The organism is Sphingopyxis flava (genome assembly GCF_900168005.1).
Classification (GTDB): domain Bacteria; phylum Pseudomonadota; class Alphaproteobacteria; order Sphingomonadales; family Sphingomonadaceae; genus Sphingopyxis; species Sphingopyxis flava.
The window spans coordinates 39040-54208 of the sequence record NZ_FUYP01000021.1 but is presented as its reverse complement, the minus strand read 5'-3'; the positions used below and the strand labels follow the sequence as shown (position 1 = coordinate 54208).

The following is a 15169-nucleotide window of genomic DNA, read 5'->3' as shown; positions in this document are numbered from 1 at the left end:
GCGCAGGCACCCCGGCGTGAAATCACACCGTGTGCCGTTCTCGACAGGGTTCTTAAGCCCCGGCGCTGCCGTTTTTGCAGCACGCCGAAGCGCCTAGCACAGCGACGAGGACCAACCAAGCGGCACCCCGTTCGCCGGAGTAGCGCCGGGGATTTACTGCCGGGTTACCCGCTCGACTTGCCGGGCAGGAGGCAAGCACGCGTTCGCACATCTCGGCATCAGACGGGGCTTCATCGCCATAGCATGACGCTGGGTGTTCCTCGGCCGTCAAGGATCAGCGGTCCCCCCGATTTTGCCGCCGCTCCGCTGCGCTACCCGGCAACAAAATCGGTTCCCCCGCTGCCCGCTTCGCGGCGGCCATGCCGTCCCTGACCGCCTCAACACCGCGTCCCGCTGAGCCCATCCTCATCGATGAGAGATGGGGAGCACGGCATCATTCTGATGGAGGCTCTTATGGACAACCTTTCCGACGATCTCCGGGCGCTGTTCAACGCTCCGATCTGCCCGTACTGCGCGACGCTCTACGATCCTGAGCAATATGACGAGGTCGATGAATGCGCCCGCTGTTCGAACTGCTGCAGGGCATACCAGGTCGCGGCCGAACACCGCCCACCACAGCCGCACATTCCGCAAGATGACCCGCTGTCGGCAGCCGCCCAATCAGATAGTCTGGCCCAGTTTCGGGACGAGGCGGGCCGCGTTTCGAAAGCCATGATGCGCCAGACCGCCGGAGGAAGCTACCAAATGTACGAACGCTGGTTCACAGAAGCGCTCGGGCCTGCCATCGACAAGCTCGATCCGGTGCTCCGGCCCCAGGCAATCACGATCGCCAGCGAGCTTGGCTATATCGCCGATACCGAGGTCATGGCGGCCGGCTTCGGTCCAGGCCTATGCTCGATCAGCGGCATCGATGAGCATTTTTGCCATTGCGGCCGGCATCCCTGACGACATCGGGGCCGGGTATCCGCTCGGCCCCTTCTTCTCATCCATCGCCGAACTCGTTCCGGCTCGCTCGCGTGCCGCGCGGACCCGTCGGTCCGCACGCCGCTACGCCTTGCCGCAGCGTCCCGACGAGGGGAAACATCTCTCACAGACTTCCCATTATGTCGGACGGCCGAGACCGCCTCAAGGACGGTGGGGCCCCACCATTTTCTTCGGCGGATCGAGCGCGGCGCTTCTCCTTCGGCGTTGGCGGCCGCCGAAGAAAATCGTGACCCCCACCGCCGCTCACGCGGTCGCTTCGCGATCCTTGACCCGGCCTCGGCCGCCCGACGCGCCGCTCCTGTCATTCAAGACCGACAGGAGCCTATCATGCAGATCATCTCGACCAGCGCCGCCGCCGACAACGCCGCCTTCTTCGCCGCCATCGCGAATGCCAACGCCGCGCGCTTCACAGCTACTTCGACCAGCATGTCGTGGCGGACGAGGAGGCCGGCTACATCACCATCGACGAGGGCGATTACGGCGCGCTGCCGATGACGATCATAGACCGGATCGTCCACAGCGTGCCGGGCGGACGGCTTGACGAATTCTGAGACAGATGGGGAGGGGCGCGTCTGCGCCTCTCCCTTTTTTTGCTGTGGGGTCAGAACGGACATGGAGGGCATCGAGCCCTCCATGTCCGTGCCGCGAGCATGCTCGCGGCGGGGGCTGTTCACGCCGTCAGGCGCTTTTCCACTTCGTCTATCCCGAGGCTCCGAATCCGGCCGAGAAGGTTCCCCAGCCGCTTTGTCTCGAGTTTGAGAAGACCGGTCTTCTCGATGGCCTGAATGGCTGCCTCGCGTTCCTTCTCTTCCAGTCTTTGCCGCCGCTCTTCGAGCTTGCGGACATCCTTTTCGATCGCGGCTCTTTCCTGTTCCAATGTGCGTGCCATGAAGGGCCTCTTGGTTCACGCTGATCGGGCTATGAACCGCGACACTATAGCCTCTCGCGACCGGCCTCGAAAGCGGAACGTCGCCGATGTTTTTCGGTGCACTTTTCCTCGTGCAAACAAATCCCATCAGCGTCGTTCACAACGCTAAGACGCGCAGACTGGCAGTCTCGCTTCGCGTAATCACGCCTTGCACGCCGTTCCGTCCAAAGGACGGCGAGGCGCCCCGCCGAAGGCATTTTTCATCCCAGACCATCTGTGTCACATGACGACCCGAGGGTGGAGATCTGCCCTGGTACAGAGCAGCACACCCTACGCACCAGGGTGCAGGAGCTTTCTTCGCGTTTTCAAGAAGATGAGGCGAAAACCGCGCGTGTTCGCCTGTGGGACGCATGTGGCGCCCACACGCAAACCGCTATTTTGCGGGCATTTCAGTGTGTTACGCGAGAACACGGGCCGCTCGCCAGATCGAGAATTCTTGCCATGCGGGCATGGCTGAACTATAAGACGGGCAGGTTTCTGAGACCCCACCAGCCTCCCTGCTAGGAGGCCTGGTTTTGATGACCCCCAACAAGCATTGCACGGTCAGGCTCGACCGCAGCAAATATGACCGTCTAGTCGCGATCGCGGCCGAGCGCGAATGCACCGCCTCAGACCTCATCCGGCACGCGGTCGACGCCTTCCTTGGAGCCGGCCAGATTCTCGCTGGAAGCCAGCGGCGGCTCGCGCGGATCAACGAGTTTCAGCACCTCGCTCTCGACATCATCATCCGCGAGCAATTCCCCGAATATCGCGATCGCATCCTCGCTGAAACCGACAAGCGTCTGGAGACCTACCATGGCGCGTAAGGACATTCGATCGAACGGGCGCAACATCCCCCTCATTCATCACAGCGCGCGCGGAAATGTGCAGCGCAACTCAGGCAATTTCACGCGCGGAAGCCAGCTCCTCACGCACGAGATGCTGATGTGGTTCTCGGGCGCGAAGCTGCCCTTCCTGCTATGGTTTTTTGTCTTCCTCATAGCCTTCTGCCTCATCCTCGCCGTGAAGCTCGACGAGCACGGCGTCCAGCTCATCGGAATGAAGCTCTATTCGGCCTTGTGGAACTGGATCGACCTCGATCCGAACAAGCGCGTCAACGTCACGCTTCCCAGCGGAGACGTCCTTCGCACCGTGATGCCGGCAGTCCCCTACATCCCCGAGGTGATCAGGGCATGGACCGTCGCCATGAGAGGACTGTTGGGCGCGTTCCTCATCTCGGCCTTCATCACCATTCCGTTGACCATTTGGTTCATCGACATCTCGCATCGACGCGGCCGCGCGATCCTTCAGGAACGGCATGAACGCGGCGCCATGCTTGTCGACCACGATATCCTTCTCAACGAGATCAATGAATATAATCGCGAGAAGTTCGAAACCGAGGCGGTCGAACTCTTTCCCGGGAAGTCGCCGCGGGACGTCCTCGCGCTTCCCTTCGCCGTGCGCAAGGCAGCCGGAATCCACCATCCCTACAAGCTCGCCGACATCCCTTTCCCCCATCGGCTCGAGCAGTCGCATGCGATGCTATTCGGAACGACCGGCGCCGGGAAAACGACACAGCTTCGCGATCTGATTGTGCAGATGCGCCAGCGCCAGGACAACGCCGTCGTTTTCGACCTCACGGGCGCCTACGTCGAAGCGTTCTACGACCCGGAACGCGACACGATCCTCAACCCGATGGACCAGCGCTGTCCCGCCTGGACCATCTTCAACGACTGCACGAGCTACAGTCATTTCACGGCAGCGGCTGCCTCTCTCGTTCCGTCCGACGGCGGATCGTCCGAGCCCTTCTGGGCGCTCGCCGCGCGCACTCTCTTCATCGAAATGTGCATCAAGCTCCGCGAGCGCGGCCAAACGACCAATCTCGCTCTCTCCGACAATCTGATGACGGCCGACCTGAAGCGCGTGCACCGCTATCTGGCCAACACAATCGCGGACCCGCTGACCGCCCCGGAAGCTGCACGGATGGCGGAATCGATCCGGGCTGTCTTCAATACCAATGCGCAGGTCCTGCGGTTCCTCCCCGACGAGGGCGAGCCTTACTCCATTCGCAGGTGGATGACGGCCGACAAAAGGCCCGGCGCCATCCTCTTCATCACCTCCGATTATGAGGACCTGGAGCTGAACCGTCCGCTCCTGACGCTCTGGACGAACCTGTCCATCACGAGCCTCATGTCGATGCCGCGGACGAACAGTCTGCGCACCTGGTTCGTGTTCGACGAACTCGCCGCGCTCCACCGTCTGCCGGCCATCGAGAAGGGACTTCAGACCGCACGCAATTTTGGCGGAGCAATGCTCCTCGGCCTCCACAGCTTTCCGAAGCTCGTCGAGGTCTACGGCGAAGAAGGCGCTCGAAATCTTGCTTCGCTAGCACGCACCAAGCTGATCCTCGCCACCGGCGAATATAAGACCGCCGAAGAATGCTCCCTCTACATCGGAAACCGTGAGGTTCGCCAGATGGATGAGGCCTATTCTTACGGCTATAACAACACGCGCGACGCTTCGACGCTGACTCCGCGAAAGCAGGTCGAACCGCTTGTCCTTCCCGACGACATCACCAACCTTCCGGCGCTTCACGGATATGTCAAATATCCGGACGGATTCCCCGCAGGACGGATCAAGCTCGAATGGAAACGATACCCCGTTGTCGCCGAGGGCTTCATGCCTCGCGCCAATGTTCAACCCGTTCGATCAAGGCGCGGAGAAGGGGCGTTCGAGGAGGATGGGGCAGGGGAAGCCGGCGGGCGGGACGGCTCGTTGCTGGTGATCGACGAGATTCTGGAATCTCCCAATCTCGCGCGGGATTTGGCCGCCGGGATATTGTCGGCGGAAGCAGAAGAAGAGGGGAACGCGGCGGCACGGGCGGCGCAGGGCACGGACGACCGCGGTGATCAGGGATCGGTAAAGGGTGAAAGCGCCGAAAAGGCGCCCGCGGCACCGGCCCGATCAGACGAGCAGGCTGTTGCGGCGCGGGATCGCGACGATCGGAGCGATGGCCATCGGCAGGGTCAGGGGACGCCCCAGGTCGAGGATCAGACGCTCGCCGAACTGCGTCAGGACTTCTCGGCCGGCCGTGACGACAACGATCTCGATATGGGCATCTGATGCTCTCCGTCGCCCCGATCCGCTCGGCCGCCGGGTCCGCGAATTATTTCGCGAAGGACGACTATTACACCGTCGAGGATTCGTCCGAGGTCAGCGCCTGGGCAGGGGAAGGGGCCGACATCGCTGGTCTCTCTGGCGAGGTGTCGAAGGACGCCTTCGAAGGGATTCTAAACGGGTTCCTGCCGAGCGGGGAAGGGGTCGCCCAGGTCGAGAACCGCCGGCACGGCCTCGACCTTACCTTTTCGATGCCGAAGTCCGCGTCGGTGATGGCCTATGTCGCCGGCGACAAGCGCGTGCTCTCCGCCAACATGGCGGCCGTCAAGCAGACGATGGCCTGGGTCGAAAAGAACCTTGCCGAAGGCCGGCGCGACGTCGACGGCCGCAAGGTTCCGGTCCAGACCGGCAATCTCGTCTATGCGCTCTTCCAGCACGATACCAGCCGGGCGCTCGATCCGCAGGGCCATATTCACGCTGTGATCGGCAACATGACGCAGATGCCCGATGGCAAGTGGCAAGCCCTTCACGCCGACAAGATCTGGAGCCACAACAGCATCATCGGCGCGATTTACCACAGCTACCTGCGGACGGCGCTCGAGAAGATCGGCTACACTGTAGAGCTTCGCGGCAAGCACGGAACCTTCGAGATCGTCGGCGTGCCAAAGGCCGCGCGTGAGGAGTTCAGCCAACGGCGCGAGGACATTCTCAACAAGGCGGCCGAAACCGGCATAACATCCCACAAGGGCCGCGACCAGATCACGATCAATACCCGCGATCCCAAGCTCGACGTCGAGGATCGCGGCGCGCTCAGGCAAAGCTGGATCGAGCGGGCCGCTGCGCTCGGTTTCGACGGAAAGGACCTGCGCGCGGCCGCGGAAGCGCGTGCTGGCATGATGACCGCGGTCGGGCCGCTCGAGCGCGGCTATCGCGCGATCGTCGATGCCATCGATCTCGCGCGCAGCCGGCTCGGCGATTTCCTTCGCCCACACGACCCGTTAGTCGACCATGCGCTCGCGCGCGCGGTCAAGTCACCCGAAGAGGCCCGCACGCAACTCGCGGTCGCATCGGCCGTCCGCATCCTGTCCGAACGCGAGGCGGCCTGGCCGCTTCATATGGTGTCGAAGACTGCGCTCGATCTCGGTCTCAAAGGCGTCACCGTCGAAAGCGTCGAGCGCCGGATCGATCAGCTCGTCCAGAATCGGCAGATCGTGATGGGAACTGCCCATGCCACGGACCGCGACGGCAAGATGGTGACGACCCAGGAGGCGCTGCGCATCGAGGAGAAGATCCTCGACCTGGTGAAGGAAGGCAATGGCGCCGCAAATCCCGTCCTGTCTGCTGCCGACGCGCCCGCGCGCCTTCAGGCAGTCGCGGAGCATCCACTCAATCCCGGGCAGCTTGCCGCCGCGACCCTGATCCTCTCCTCTGACGATCGCACGATCACGATCCAGGGAAAGGCGGGCACGGGCAAGTCCACGATGCTGCAGGCGGTCTCGCGCGTCGCGGAGGCCGAAGGCCGTACGATCCGGGGTCTCGCGTTCCAGAACAAAATGGTCGGCGATCTCGCCGAGGGCGCCGGCATCCAGGCCCAGACGATCGCCTCCTTTGTCCTCGCCCACGAGCGCTTCATCGCCGAACGGAACACGCCGCGCTATGAAGCGGCGCGGGAAAGGCTCGCCGGCACCATGCTCCTCGTGGACGAGACCTCGATGGTCTCGGCAAGCGATATGCTGAAGCTTCACCAGATCAGCGCGGCGATGGGCGTCGACAAGCTCGTCCTCGTCGGCGACAGGCAGCAGCTCTCCTCGATCGACTGGGGCAAGGCCTTCGCCATGATCCAGGCTGCCGGCGCGACGATGGTGCGGATGACCCAGAATATCCGCATCGGGAAGCCGGGCCAGCCGCTAACCGAAGAGCAGCAGAAGCTGAAGGTTGTCGCCGAACTCGCGAACGTGGGAAAGGCGGGCGCCGCCATGAAGGTGCTCGGCGAGCATATCGTGGAAGAGAAGGATCCGGCCGCCGCCGCGGCCGATAGTTGGCTCGGCCTTTCACCGGAAGAGCGTGAGGCGACCGCCGTATTCGCATCAGGCAGAGACGCGCGCGAGACTATCAACAAGCGCATTCAAGCCGGATTGATCGCCGAAGGAAGCGTCAAGGGCGAGGCGCTCCAGCTCACAGTCTATGATCGAGTGAATACGACGCGCGAGGAATTGCGCTATGCGTCGACCTATCGCCCCGGCCAGACCCTCGAGGTGGGTCGGGGCGGGGCGCAGGATGTCGGCATCCAGGCCGGGCGATACGATGTCCTCAAGGTCCATGCCAGTGGCAAGGTCGACCTCGCAGACGGACGGCGCAGGATCCGCTTCGATCCGCAGAAGCTGTCGCCGGCAGAGCAGCGGGACCGGCTCCAGCTCTCCGAGAAAAAGCCGCTCGATATCCACGAGGGCGACCGCATCCGCTGGACCGCGAACGACAAGGGCCGCGGGCTTCACAACGCCACCCTCGCCCGGGTGGTGAGCGTCGACGGCTCCGGCGTCACGGTAGAGACGGCGGGCAAGGAGCAACTGACCCTGCCGATGGGCGATCCGATGCTCTCGCGCCTCGACCTCGCCTACTCGCTGAACATGCATATGGCGCAAGGCATCACAACCGACAGGGCGATCGGCGTCATGTCCTCATTCGAGCGTTTCCTGTCCAACCAGCGCCTGTTCAATGTCCTCGTGACGCGCGTGCGCGACGGCCTGACGATGATCGTTGACGACAAGGAGAAGCTGGCACGGCAGCTCGACATGAACCCGGGCAACAAGACCTCTTCGCTCGAAACCGTCGGCCGCCTCGACATAGATGGGAACATGGCCAAGGGCGCGAAGGCGCGCGAGGATTTCAATCCCGGCCCGATCGACGGCGTCGACCTGTCCGATCTCCCGCCGCTGCCTGACGACCTGCCCCCGCTCCCTGACGCCGGCGCCGCAGCGCCGGTCGGAAAGGACCAGGCAGCGAAGCCCGAACCGAAGCCCGACCGGGCGGAACAATTGCCGCCGCTGCCCGAGCGCAGCCTCGGCCTCGATTTGTAGCATGAAGCCGCCGGCGCGGCGCCGGGGGCGAAAGGAAGGAGACGAAACGATGGCATGGGAATTTGAGCAGGCCGGCAAGTTCGGCAGCGAGAAGGCGGCTGACGATTATGCCAGGCGCAACAATCTCGATCCGCGCGATGTGCAGATCACCCGCAAAGGCGGGGAAGTGGAGCTCAGCATCCGCCGATCGGCGCTCGACGGGCGCAACCTGCGCGACAATGGCGAAGGCCGGCGGGATGGGTGGGGCTGAAGGAGGCGGTCATGGAATTCACTCAGCGCCGCGGCGACGCGCCCCCTCGGGCAATCGGAGGATAACCGCGCATGGGCATCGACGATCGAGACTATATGCGCGAGCGGCAGCGCGCGCGGAGCGGAAGCACGCGCTGGAATGACCGAGCCGGGCGCGTGGAGGGCGCCTGGTTCGACCCGGCCATTCGAAGCTTCGACTATCAACGCGGACGCTGGCGGGGCTCCAGGCGTTCCAGCCCTGTTCGATATATTCCCTTTGCCCTGAGCCTCCTCCTCATTCTGATCCCCCTCTACGGCGAAGCTCAACGGGCGGGCTGGCTGCCGGATCGCGAGGCGGCGATGCCATTTCCGGAATCAGGGTCGGTAACTGTGGCGAGTTGGGCGATGCACGAACCCGTTAGCAGCTTCCTCACCGTCGAGACGGCGGACAGCAATGCCGTCGTGCAGCTCATCGACCCGACCACCGGCCGACACGCCATTTCGATCTATGTCTCGAAAAATGACCGGATTCGCGTGCCGGTGCCGCAGGGCACATTCCGGCTCCGGCTCATCGAAGGTCAGAAGTGGCACGGACCGGTGCGCTATTTCGGGTCGAATACATCCTACGAGACAGCCGCTGAACTCATGATCTTTGCACCTCGGGCCGGCCACATCATTGACCTTCATCGGAGGCCCGATGGCAATCTCAAAACGCGTATGATGTTGTCGCGCCCCGAAGCTCTGTGATTCCGGACGCGTAAGTGTGGTCAGCGGCGCACGCGCGATAGGACCCGGGCGGCGACATTGCTGCGAACCGCGAGCTTGCGGCCATAGCGTAATGCCGTAGCGGGCGAGCTCCAGCGCAGCGCCTGGGCTATTCCCGCGCCGTCCTCTCCGGCAGCAAAAAGGTCCTGGGTCAGGCCGACGCGAAGGGAGTGAGTGGACAATGCCTGCACCGCGGCGGTCAACTCGCTGGCGGGGAGACTCACCAATCCCAGTTCGAATGCTGCAAGCGCGACGCGTCGGTAGATGCCGTTGACGCCCTGGCGTGTCAGCGGCGCCGTTCCGATGGAATAGGTCGTTCGGGCGAGCGCCGTTTCAGAATCGCTGGCGCGTACGCGCCGCCGATCGACTCCGACCCTGCGGAACAGGGGGCCTTCCTCGATACCGCTCGCTTCCAGCCAGGCGCCGACCCGCCGCATGGTCTCGGCCGACAGCCATGCCCAGGCGCCTTCGCCTTCCTGGTCGGTCTTGGAGAAGGGGATGAACAGCGTCGCCGAACCATCCTGCTGGGGATCGATATGCACAGCTTCGACCACCGTGAGTTCGCTTACGCGCAGCCCCGCGTCATATCCGAGCGATAGCAGGGCAGCGTCGCGCAGCCCCTGCAGGTCGCCGCCGCAGGCATCGAGAAGCGCAGCGAGGGTGAATCCCTTGGTGACATGGCTGTCCAGTGCCTTGCCGAGCCGCAATGGCGCTGCCTGGCGCTGCAAGGCTCCTCTGCGCCTGCGGACGGCCTTGAGCGCCGCGCGCACCATCGGTGCGTCGGTAGGCGCGGCTTCGCCCGCCAATCCCATCATGCGGTGGACCGTGCCGAGGCTAGCGATCCGGCGCGCGAGCGTCGCGGGCTTCTTGCCCCTGCCATCGAGCGCATTCACATAGCGAACCAGATCTTCGGGATCGGCGGGCAGCGGTGAGCGGCCTTCCTCACCGCGCCAGCCGCTCCAGCAGTCGAGATCGGCGGCGATCGCCGCCTTTGTCGCGTCGGCCATGGCCGCCAGCGTCGTCTCGAGTCCGAGTTGGCTGATCGGCGGCAGATCCGCTGGAACGATGCTGGCGATCGTGCGCAGCAGCCGCATGTCGACGGTCTCGGGATCCGCGTTTGGCGATCGCGTCGGCAGCGCGGCATCGTTGGTCCGGACCACCACGATTTCGGCGTCGGAACGGCTGGCGGGTTTTTCGGCCATCGTTGCTACGCGCCCTTGCGCCGGGCATTGTGCTCATGCGGCACAAGGCGCGGCACATTTGTGCCGCGTGATTTCGCTGCCATTTTCGCGATCGTCATTTTGGCCCTTCCCTGCTGTTTCCGCGCACTTGTTCTTACCATAACGATCAATTATGGTAAGTGACAGATCGCGCGGGGAGGGCGGTTTTTGGGGCTGTTTTACAAGCTTTTCCGATAATGCTGATCAGAGCGCGATATCGACGCGCGTGCAGGACGGTCACGATGCCCGACGGATCCATCCGACAGAAACGCCAAAAGACATAGTGATGCTCATGGCGGCCGAAAAAGCCCTCGACCCCGAATTCTGCCGGAATGGCGCGCCATCGCGTTTCGCGCCTAGCGATCCGATCGAAGCAGTCGAAGAGGCCGCGAATGTAGGCATCCGCCTTGGGCCTCGCCCCAGCGGTCGCGTACAGGCATAAATTTCGCCCAGCCGCCCTCCGGCGCATTGAATGCCTGCGTAAGCTCTGCCTTGAGGCGACCAAACTGCTCGGCTTGAGCCGTTCCTTGTCCCGGCGGATGAGGTCGCGGACATATTCGCTGACATTTTCGTAGGAGCCTTCGGCGCCGACATGTGCCATGACGAAATCGCCTAGTGCGCCCCTGATCCGAACATTGAGCGTAACAGGCTTGCTCATGGCGATAACCTCCTGTTTGATATTCTGGACAGGATCAAGGGCAGACTAAGCAATGCTGGGTGCCTCCGCTGCTTCCCGCCCTTCGTCAGAAAATTCTGGAAACTTTCATACATTGGAAGTATCGGGAATTTCATGTCCTCCCTGGCGCAACAGATCACGGCAGCGGGTCTGGCCGATCATATCCTCAGCGAACGCCAGCTCGGCAATCTGCTGGGCGGCGGAGACGCCCGGCGCTACGGCCTGGTCAATCGGGCGCTCAAGGATGGTTCCCTGCTCCGCGTGAAGCGCGGCACCTACCTGCTGGCTAAGCGCTATCGGGCCGAAACCATCCATCCCTTCGCCATTGCGCAAGGTCTGATGCCGGGTAGCTATGTCTCTTTCGAAAGCGCGCTCGCCCATCATGGCTGGATCCCCGAAGCGGTCTTTGTGACCGCGGGAGTGACGCCTGGCCGCAAAACGCTCCGCTTTGAAACGACAGACTTCGGCACGTTCAGCTTTCATCCGCTCGCTATCGCGGATTATCAGTTCCTGGCCGGCGTCGATCGCGTGCAGATGGGCAAGCTCATCGCCTTCGTCGCACAGCCGCTGCGGGCCTTGTTGGACCTCGTTGCCCTGCGCAAGCAGCAGTGGGCGGGCATCGAGTGGCTGACCCATGGCATGCGGATCGACGAGGACATGCTCCTCGGGCTCCGACGGAAGGATTTCGCCAAGCTGAAACCGGTCTACAAGCACAAGGCCGTGAACAGCTTCCTCGCCGCGCTCGAAAGCACTGTCATGGCCAGGAAGGTCCGCTCAGCACATGATTGACATCATCCAGGAGAAACTGCGCCGCTACGATCCCGCCAATGCGCTAGAGGAAGAGAATGCGGTCAAGGAAATCCTCCAGGAAATCGCGCTCTATGCCCTTTGGCGCGGCGACTTCTTCGACGTCGCGCTATTCCAGGGCGGCACGTCCCTGCGCATCCTGAACAGCCTACCGCGCTTCTCGGAAGATCTCGACTTCCTGCTGCGCCAGGCCGACCCAGACTTCGACTGGACGCCTTATCTCAAGACCCTGATCGAGGTGTTCGGCCAGTTCGGGCTGAAGCTCGATGCTCTGCCCAGGGCGAAGATGGACACGGCTATCCGCCAGGCGCTGATCAAGAACGATTCCATCGCGAGCCAACTCGACCTGTCTTTTGCGGGCGCTGGTAAGCCAAAGACGATCCGGATCAAGCTAGAGATCGACGTCAACCCACCTGCGGGTTCGGGCGAGGCGTCCAGCTATCTCGATTTTCCAGCGGACCACGAAGTTCGGCACCAGGATCTGCCGTCCAATTTCGCTCTCAAGATTCATGCCTTGCTATGCCGGGGTTTCCTCAAGGGTCGGGACTGGTTCGATTTCTCCTGGTATGTCGCCAAGGGAGTAACGCTCAATCTGGCCCTCCTGCGCAATGCCCTCATCCAGGCCGGTCCCTGGGCGGGAGATAATCACATCGCCGTCGACATGCCCTGGCTGAACGAAGCGCTGGGCAGCACGATTGCGAAGATCGACTGGAAGGCCGCCGCTGACGACGTGCGGCGTTTCCTGCGGCCGGCCGAACTCAGGTCGCTTGATCTGTGGAGTGAGCGCTTTTTCCTCGCCAAACTGGAAAAACTGACGTCGACTTCTGGTCACGCTTGAGCGGCAAACCTCCAGCGCTATCATGACACCGCCGCGCGAGGCTGGCCGTGCATTCCGCGAATGTAGAAGTCTCGCTGATGCTCACTCGTGGCGACGTTGGGATGCAGCGCGGCCCGGACGGCGGGCGTTATCGTATAGACCGCATGTCGCTGCGCCCCGCGGTTCTCATGATCCACCAGGAAACCCTGATAGTGGCGTTCGATAAGACCCGCCCGCACCAGCTCGGACACGGCCCGGCTGATCGCCGTCATGCCCGTATCCCGAATGCGCTCGCTGACTTGCGCTTCCACGATCCGTTCAGCTTCAGCCGTGTCGGCCGGCAGCTCGCCCTTCGCGGCGAGCGCCGCCCGCACCTTGCCGGCGGTCGCGCGACGCTGATGGTACCGCGCCCCGCTCGGCGCGATCGCGGTCGCCAGCCATTCACGGATCGGTACCAGAGCCTCGCCATCGCGCACGAGCGGCCCGGCCTGCCCATTCGCCCGGGCGACCCGCGAAATAAGGTCGAGCACCATGAAGGTGTAGCGCGGACGCGCTGAATGTTCGGCGATCGTGCGGACGATATCGGGTATTCCGATTGTCCGGCGGGCGGGCGGAGGTGCGAAAAGGTCCTGCTGAAACATGGAACGAATCAAGCACAAAGTTAGACTCATGTGAATCCCCCAATTACTCACAAAGACGGTCATTTGGCGATTTTGCCACCAGTGTCACTTTACCGCTGGGCAAGGTAAAGTGACGTAGTTGTCATTGTTCGGCGCTTCCCTCTCTCACGCGCGGATGAAGCTGTGCTAGAGCGTGGCGATGGATCTGGACCAGTTTCGCTCCTCCGCTGCCTCCATAGCCGCGCCGGTCGCTCGCCCATTGTTCCGGCTCACAACGGATCTCGACCTGCCGCCGCTGCCCGGGCATGCGGCCGCATCCTCGCGCCACTCCATGGCGAACCTGCTGGAGGAACTCATCGACGCTGCGGGCTGCAATGAAATTCCAGCCCCCGCCCGCGCACCCGATCAGCCCTCTATCGTTGACCTGTTCGGAGCGTTGAAGACGGCCGCTGCCGGCTTCGAAGTGGCTCCCGGCGTGGGCCTTGCCGAACACTTCTGGACGCACCCGGTCGCTCTACATAATGGCGAGGCCGCCGCCTCCCTTCTGCGCACCGCACGCAACGGGCATTCCATACACGGTTTCGCCGTCCTCTATGCCACCGATGTCCGGCCGCCATTGCTCTATGGCCCCAATATGTCGCCGCTGCGTGTGACAGGAACGGTCGGCACCGAAAGCGACATCGAGGGTCCTTACCTCGCGCTCGTTGCCTTCGAAGGCGAGCCGGACGGTCGCGCCGCAGCGATCGAAGCGTACGCAGCCCCGATCTTCCATGCTCGACGGTTCATCCTCGTTCGTTCGGAACTCGATCGGGATGTGCTCCGCGCTCTCGAGCATCTTCAAGCGGCGCTGGATGCCCACGGCGTCGAATGTGCGATCCACCGCGTCCGACCGGGTGCAGACGACGAACGAACCCTGATTGAATTGGTCATCTCGAACGCGGTAGGTGGCCGGCGCATGCGGCTGGCGATCGATGCGACGCGTGAGGCCACGCGGTGCCAGGCCGAGCGTACATCTCCCGGGTTCGTGGTAACGCACCGGAACTGGAGGGACGGCAGCTTCATCGCTTGGCTCGCGCAAACGGTAATAGCTGACGGTCGAACAATCCCCGCAATTGCATAACCAGGCCCATCGCGAGAGGCAGGCTCGCGTCACTATCCTCGCTACCCCATCGCGATGCGGTTCCGTCTCCGCCTGCAGCGGGTTCAATATCCGCTTTTTCGTGGAAGCCAGCGCGGTTCGATCAGAGGTACCGCCAACGTGCGATCAGGCTCTTGAATCGAACTTTGGCCTCACTAGCTCTGCAATACCGGACGCCATCCGGGTCCGGATGGACATAGAGGGCGTCGGCTCTCGCATACCGACGCTTCTCATGCCCAAATTGCTTCGTTGGAGGATTTGGAAATGAGAACCAACTTCGACTTTACGCCGTACAGGCGATCAACGGTCGGCTTTGACCGTCTTTTCAACCTGCTTGAGGCGGGAGCACGCGAGGACGACGGCTATCCGCTCTTCGATATTGTGAAGCTTGGCGATGACAGCTTCCGCATCACCTTGGCGATCGCAGGGTTCAGACCCGACGACATCGAGATCGTGGCGCAGCAGAACCAGCTCACCGTGACCGGCAAGCGCGCCGATGATGCGGACAAGGGAGAGTATCTCCACCGAGGCATCGCGTCTCGATCGTTCGAGCGACGCTTCCAGCTTGCCGACTTCATCGAGGTCGGAGCGGCGAGCTTCGAACATGGACTGCTCTCGATCGAACTCCGGCGTGTCGTTCCTGAAGCAATGAAGCCGCGCCGAATCGAAATCGGCGGCGGAGCCCCGGACGGTCGCCAAATCGGCGAGGCGAAGGAGAAGGCGAGCGAAGTTGCCTGATCCCGCCGCCGGCCTGCCGGCGCCGCTTTCGTCCCTCCCGCCAGCGGCGGCCGGCAGGTGCCGGCAGGTATCGAC

14 protein-coding genes and 1 pseudogene are annotated in these 15169 nt (G+C 63.0%); 11 read left to right on the top strand and 4 right to left on the bottom strand.

Features of this window, described 5'->3' with window-relative positions:
• The first annotated feature begins 453 nt into the window (after positions 1-453).
• Both B5X69_RS15245 and B5X69_RS22030 read left to right on the top strand, forming a co-directional pair.
• The gene (locus B5X69_RS15245; protein WP_020818469.1) at positions 454-945 is read left to right on the top strand and encodes a hypothetical protein; all 492 of its coding nucleotides are present in this window, start codon (positions 454-456) and stop codon (positions 943-945) included.
• A 366-nt stretch (positions 946-1311) separates the two neighbouring features.
• Positions 1312-1535: pseudogene (locus tag B5X69_RS22030) on the top strand (hypothetical protein).
• 119 nt (positions 1536-1654) lie between these two features.
• On the opposite strand, the gene B5X69_RS15235 reads toward B5X69_RS22030, so the two are convergent.
• Positions 1655-1873, bottom strand: a complete 219-nt coding sequence (locus B5X69_RS15235; RefSeq protein WP_020818471.1) for a hypothetical protein — start codon at positions 1871-1873, stop codon at positions 1655-1657.
• A 554-nt stretch (positions 1874-2427) separates the two neighbouring features.
• On the opposite strand from B5X69_RS15235, the gene B5X69_RS15230 reads away from it, so the two are divergent.
• From B5X69_RS15230 to B5X69_RS15210, 5 genes are all read left to right on the top strand, one after another.
• Positions 2428-2718: a hypothetical protein gene (locus tag B5X69_RS15230; protein WP_025160433.1), complete on the top strand. Its 291-nt coding sequence runs from the start codon at positions 2428-2430 to the stop codon at positions 2716-2718.
• A complete protein-coding gene (locus tag B5X69_RS15225; RefSeq protein ID WP_020818473.1) occupies positions 2708-5014 on the top strand; it encodes a type IV secretion system DNA-binding domain-containing protein in 2307 nt (768 codons plus the stop codon). The genes B5X69_RS15230 and B5X69_RS15225 overlap by 11 nt, the downstream gene beginning before the upstream one ends.
• Positions 5014-8085 carry a MobF family relaxase gene (mobF, locus tag B5X69_RS15220; protein WP_020818474.1) on the top strand — a complete coding sequence of 1024 codons (3072 nt, stop codon included), beginning with the start codon at positions 5014-5016 and terminating at the stop codon, positions 8083-8085. The genes B5X69_RS15225 and mobF overlap by 1 nt, the downstream gene beginning before the upstream one ends.
• A gap of 49 nt (positions 8086-8134) precedes the next feature.
• On the top strand, positions 8135-8335 hold the full coding sequence (locus tag B5X69_RS15215; protein ID WP_020818475.1) for a hypothetical protein: 201 nt from the start codon (positions 8135-8137) through the stop codon (positions 8333-8335).
• A gap of 71 nt (positions 8336-8406) precedes the next feature.
• Positions 8407-9060: a hypothetical protein gene (locus B5X69_RS15210; RefSeq protein WP_020818476.1), complete on the top strand. Its 654-nt coding sequence runs from the start codon at positions 8407-8409 to the stop codon at positions 9058-9060.
• Between the two features lie 20 nt (positions 9061-9080).
• On the opposite strand, the gene B5X69_RS15205 is transcribed toward B5X69_RS15210, so the two are convergent.
• Together B5X69_RS15205 and B5X69_RS22025 are read right to left on the bottom strand one after the other, a co-directional pair.
• Positions 9081-10280 carry a tyrosine-type recombinase/integrase gene (locus B5X69_RS15205; RefSeq protein WP_079639518.1) on the bottom strand — a complete coding sequence of 400 codons (1200 nt, stop codon included), beginning with the start codon at positions 10278-10280 and terminating at the stop codon, positions 9081-9083.
• A gap of 145 nt (positions 10281-10425) precedes the next feature.
• A complete protein-coding gene (locus B5X69_RS22025) occupies positions 10426-10956 on the bottom strand; it encodes a ribbon-helix-helix domain-containing protein (protein ID WP_063619123.1) in 531 nt (176 codons plus the stop codon).
• Between the two features lie 132 nt (positions 10957-11088).
• On the opposite strand from B5X69_RS22025, the gene B5X69_RS15190 reads away from it, so the two are divergent.
• Together B5X69_RS15190 and B5X69_RS15185 are read left to right on the top strand one after the other, a co-directional pair.
• The gene (locus B5X69_RS15190; protein ID WP_020818478.1) at positions 11089-11763 is read left to right on the top strand and encodes a type IV toxin-antitoxin system AbiEi family antitoxin domain-containing protein; all 675 of its coding nucleotides are present in this window, start codon (positions 11089-11091) and stop codon (positions 11761-11763) included.
• Positions 11756-12619, top strand: coding sequence for a nucleotidyl transferase AbiEii/AbiGii toxin family protein (locus B5X69_RS15185; RefSeq protein ID WP_020818479.1), 864 nt, complete (start codon positions 11756-11758; stop codon positions 12617-12619). Before B5X69_RS15190 ends, B5X69_RS15185 begins: the two co-directional genes overlap by 8 nt.
• A gap of 20 nt (positions 12620-12639) precedes the next feature.
• Here the strand turns inward: B5X69_RS15185 and B5X69_RS15180 are convergent, their stop codons facing one another.
• The gene (locus B5X69_RS15180; RefSeq protein WP_020818480.1) at positions 12640-13239 is read right to left on the bottom strand and encodes a hypothetical protein; all 600 of its coding nucleotides are present in this window, start codon (positions 13237-13239) and stop codon (positions 12640-12642) included.
• Between the two features lie 172 nt (positions 13240-13411).
• On the opposite strand from B5X69_RS15180, the gene B5X69_RS15175 reads away from it, so the two are divergent.
• Together B5X69_RS15175 and B5X69_RS15170 are read left to right on the top strand one after the other, a co-directional pair.
• Complete coding sequence (locus B5X69_RS15175; RefSeq protein WP_217699138.1) at positions 13412-14338, top strand: hypothetical protein; 927 nt, start codon at positions 13412-13414, stop codon at positions 14336-14338.
• A gap of 282 nt (positions 14339-14620) precedes the next feature.
• Positions 14621-15094 carry an Hsp20 family protein gene (locus B5X69_RS15170; protein WP_020818482.1) on the top strand — a complete coding sequence of 158 codons (474 nt, stop codon included), beginning with the start codon at positions 14621-14623 and terminating at the stop codon, positions 15092-15094.
• Positions 15095-15169 lie beyond the last annotated feature (75 nt).